At 69.0% G+C, this 4,429-nt stretch carries 4 protein-coding genes; all 4 read left to right on the top strand.

Annotation, left to right across the window (positions count from 1 at the left end; translation table 11 throughout):
• Positions 1–454: 454 nt before the first annotated feature.
• Positions 455–1,474 (top strand): LLM class flavin-dependent oxidoreductase, encoded by a 1,020-nt coding sequence (locus BFF77_RS30380; protein ID WP_066956423.1) that lies wholly within the window; start codon positions 455–457, stop codon positions 1,472–1,474.
• Between the two features lie 212 nt (positions 1,475–1,686).
• The gene (locus tag BFF77_RS30375) at positions 1,687–2,448 is read left to right on the top strand and encodes a hypothetical protein (protein WP_066956420.1); all 762 of its coding nucleotides are present in this window, start codon (positions 1,687–1,689) and stop codon (positions 2,446–2,448) included.
• Between the two features lie 96 nt (positions 2,449–2,544).
• Complete coding sequence (locus tag BFF77_RS30370; protein ID WP_141698570.1) at positions 2,545–2,928, top strand: hypothetical protein; 384 nt, start codon at positions 2,545–2,547, stop codon at positions 2,926–2,928.
• 347 nt (positions 2,929–3,275) lie between these two features.
• On the top strand, positions 3,276–4,429 hold a 1,154-nt coding region (locus BFF77_RS30365; RefSeq protein ID WP_107422295.1), incomplete at its 3' end, for a cytochrome P450 family protein.

Genomic DNA, 4,429 nt, shown 5'->3' with positions numbered 1-4,429 from the left:
CGCCCGAGCCCGGGAACAGGCCCGCGACGAGGTCGAGCAGGCATGGCGGCGGGCCACGACCGACCCGTTCCCCTCGTTCGTCTACCGGATCACCTAGGCCCTGTCCGGCCGGTCTTCGCGGGCCCGGAACGCCTGGCACGGCACCTCGCCGCGTTGTCGGAGTCGCCCGAGTACGGCCGGGCCGTCGACGACGCCGATCCTCCGCCTTGCGATGCTCCCCCGTGGCCTGAACGGCACGGGAGGTACCCCCTCCACCAGCCGCCCCGGGCTGATCCACGAAGATCGACCGGACAGGGCCTAGGCTGCCGTCGGCACGGAGAGCGGGGAGTCCGTACGGCGCTCTCCCGGCGATCCGAGCGGCGTGACGTCGGCAAAGGCCCGTGGAGGACCGCCTGCGACAATCGGAACCGTGCCGGTGTGCGGTGGAGCACGCCGCGGACGACGGAGGATCCCTGTGCCGCTGACTTCGGAACCGTTGCGGAAGCTGGGCTTCTTGACCATCGGGTTGTTCGACGGGGCCGATCCTCGCCGCGGCCACGAGTCGACACTTGAGATCATCGAACTCGGCGAGAAGCTGGGCTTCGACAGCGCGTGGATGCGGCACCGTCATCTTCAGTACGGCATCGCCTCTCCCGTCGCGGTCCTGGCGGCGGCCTCGCAGCGCACCAGCCGTATCGAGCTGGGCACCGCGGTCATACCTCTGGGCTGGGAGAATCCGCTGAGGCTGGCGGAGGACCTGGCGACGGTCGACATCCTCTCCGGCGGGCGTCTCAATCCGGGTGTCAGCGTCGGCCCGCCGATGCACTACGACCAGGTCAAACACGCGCTCTATCCCGACACCGCCGACATCGAGGATCTCGGCTACGGCCGGGTGCGGCGGCTCCTGGACTTCGTACGCGGTGAACCGGCCACCGATTTCAGCGGTGTCGAGGGCTTCGAGGTGTTCTCCGACCGTGTCCAGCCCCACGCCCAGGGGCTGGACCGTCGTATGTGGTACGGCGGCGCGAGCCTGCGATCGGCTCAGTGGGCCGGTGAGAACGGGATGAACTTCTTGACCAGCAGCGTGGTGAAGGCGGAGGAGTCCGAGGACTTCGCCGAGATCCAGCTCTCGCACATACGGACATTCCGCGCCCATCACCCCGACGGCGACCGCGCCCGCGTCTCCCAGGGACTCGTGGTGATCCCCACCGACACCGCCTCGCCGGAGCAGCGCGCGAAATACCAGGAATACGCCCGGCAACGGACGCCGCGCACCGCCGCGCCGCAGGGACCGGCGCGCATGATGTTCGCGCCCGATCTCGTCGGAACGTCCGCGGAGATCGCCGAACGCCTCTATTCCCACGCCGCTTTCCGCGAGATCGACGAGGTCGCCTTCGCGCTGCCCTTCACCTTCGACCATGACGACTACGTCCAGATCCTCACCGACATCGCCACCGGTCTCGGCCCGGCACTCGGCTGGCGGGCCGCCGTCTGATCAGGGCGCCGGGCCGAGGCCGGGAGCTCGCCGAGTATCGGCGCGATTCCGCCCCGCGGATCCGGCCGCCTCACTCCATCAGGTGATTGGGTTGGGAAGACGCTCCGGAATCGCCGGGGATGCGAAATTCTCCTGTTCCGACCGCGGCGGACATTCGGACATGGGGCACGGCCTCCGGTCCGCCGCGGCAGCGAGTGGAGGAGACCAAAGGAATGCGTCTTTCGTGGAAGAACGCCGCGGCGTCCGGCTTTGCCGCGCTGGCGGTGACGGTTTCCGGTACGGGGGCCACCGCCATGGGAGTGGCGCCCGGCGTGCGCGTGGCGAACAGCGCCTCCGTGGGCGGTACGCAGACCGTCACAGCCACACACACGCCTGCCACGCATCCCGCCGACGACAGGACTTTTGTCTCGACCACGGCCACCAATGGGACGGAGACGACTCTGCGTGTGACGCTCGACGCGAATCCCGATGGCTCTCCACTGAAGTTGAGCCGCGCGGAACGCGACCGGATCGCCGCGATCGTCGGCGCTCCGACGGCCGGCCGGGAGGCCGCGCAGAAGGCCCCGGCCGCCGCCGTGCACCCGGCGGGACCGACGGAGAAGAGGAAGGCGCCCGCGACCCTGCGCTGCGACAGGAACCCGAGCTGGAGCGATGCGAACGGTACGCTGCACGCCCGCTTCAACTGCAAGTACAGCACCATCAATTGGGGCTACAAGATCTCCGCCCGGGTGAAGTCCTTCATCACCTCGAAGGTCAATGAGCGGGGGGTCTCGTGGTGGAACAACGGTACGAGGAAACCGAGGAACGCGGGTCATGTGGTGGGAAAGAGCTACCATTTCCACGGCACTCTCAAGCCCGTGAGGCACGGCGATCATGTCCAGTTCCAGGACTACATGACCTTCCGGGTCAATATCGGCGGGAGGACCGGCACCGGCTCCATCACCTGGGCGGCGGATGTCAAGGCGAAGAAGTAGCGAAGCGGCACGATGAAACCGACCACCACTTCAGCCCTGATGTGGGCGGAGGACATTCTTCGGCAACTCGGTGATCCCCCCGGCCATACTCTGACCGTGACGGGGCCGGTCACCGATCGCGAGCCCGAAGTGCCGCTCGGCGACACCGCGTTCACCTCGCGACTGGAGATCCACGACGGCGAAGGGCCGGTCGAGCCGTCCTCCGCGCCTCACCCCTGCTCGGTCCTCGTCGTGCTCGCGTTCGACGACGGTTCCTCCATCAGCGTGCTTCTGGAGCCGTCCATGACCGAAGCCGAAGCCGTGGCCCTGCTGGCCGAACAGTTGCAGGACGGTGTGCTGGAGCACACCGGTGGCGCCCCGCTCCCGCCCTGCCCGGGGCACAGTCACCCCGCCGTGGCCAAGGTGGTGGACACCGTGGCCTCCTGGACCTGCCCGGAGAACGGCCGGACCCGCCCCATCCTCACGGGCAGCGCCGGATAAGGGGGCGTTCCCGATGCGGACCGGCGGCTCACCCGTCACCACGGTGAACGGAAGCCTCCGAGCCGGCCCGCTCCAGGCCCGGTGATCTTCCGGGGAAGTGAGGGCCGCACGGCCGACCCCGGTCCACAACCGCGGCGCGGACCACGGCGGATCGGGCGGCCGAGGCCCTGTCCGGCACCCGGGCATGGCGCGTTCGTCACCGTTGCCAGGCTCCGGATCGACGCGTAGAAGAAGAGGGCAAGTCCGACGCCGCACGGGTCGGCGGTTCGGTTTCCGGGCCTTGCCGAATCCGACATCGACGGCTGTGATGCGCGTGCGGCGGGCACGGCAGCCGAGAGGAGCATCAGATGCCTGCTTTGTCCGATCCTCGGTGTCCTGTACTGGATCCCACCGCCCGCGCGGCCCACGCCGACGCGGCTGTCCTGCGCGCCATGGGTCCGGCGACCGCGGTCGAACTCCCCGGAGGGGTCCGCGCCTGGTCGGTCACGCGCCACAGCGTCATCCAGAAACTGACCGGCGACCCACGTGTCTCCCGCGATCCCCGCCGGCACTGGCCCGGCCTCGCCGAGGTGCCCGAGGGCTGGCCCCTTGCGGTCTCCGCCCTCATGCAGAACTTCCTGAACGCTTACGGCGAGGAACACCGCAGGCTGCGCCGCCGGATGGCCCCGTCGTTCTCACCGCGACGGGTGGAGGAAATGCGCCCGCAGATCCAGGCGACCGCGGACCGTCTGGTCGAAGCGCTCCACTCCCTGCCGCCCGGCCGGAGCGCCGACATCCGGCGCGCACTGTCCCTGCCCCTGACCATGACGGTCATCTGCGACCTGTTCGGCGTCCCCGACGCCCTCCGGGAAAACCTCGGCGCCTCCATCGACGCGCTGATGGACACCACGGCGAGCCCCGAGCAGGGACAGGCCCGCATGGCCGAACTGTACACACGGCTCGTCGAGTTGCTGGAGCACAAGAGGGCGCAGCCGGGTTCCGACTTCACCAGCGACCTGCTCACCCTGTCCCCGGACGGTGAGGCGTCACTGACCGACAGGGAACTGCTCGACCATCTCTTCCTCATGCTCGCCGCGGGATACGAGACGGCCGTCAACCTCATCACCAGTGCCGTCCACGCCCTGCTCTCCCGGCCCGAACACCTCGTCCATCTCCGCCGGGGCACCATCGGCTGGGACGACGTCATCGAGGAGACACTGCGTCACAACGGCCCGATCATGCACCACCCGATGCGCTACGCCATTGAGGACATCGACCTCGGTGAAGGCGTTCTCATCCGCAGGGGCGAACCGGTCATCATCGCCTTCGCCGCCGCCGGACGCGATCCCGAGATCCACCCGGACAGCCCGGACACGTTCGATCCCACCCGGAGCGAAAAGGAACACCTCGCCTTCGGACACGGCCCCCACTTCTGCCTCGGTGCCCACCTGGCCCGGGCGGAAACCCATGTCGCGCTGACCACCCTCTTCGCCCGCCTGCCCCACCTCACCCTCGCCCACCC

This window comes from Streptomyces lushanensis, assembly GCF_001700515.1.
GTDB classification, from domain to species: Bacteria; Actinomycetota; Actinomycetes; order Streptomycetales; family Streptomycetaceae; genus Streptomyces; species Streptomyces lushanensis.
This window is presented reverse-complemented; position numbering and strand designations above follow the sequence as displayed.

What these genes read in the sequence shown, in the direction of transcription:
- BFF77_RS30375 (WP_066956420.1), top strand. Translation starts at nt 1,687, where the DNA reads ATGCGTCTTTCGTGGAAGAACGCCGCGGCGTCCGGCTTTGCCGCGCTG.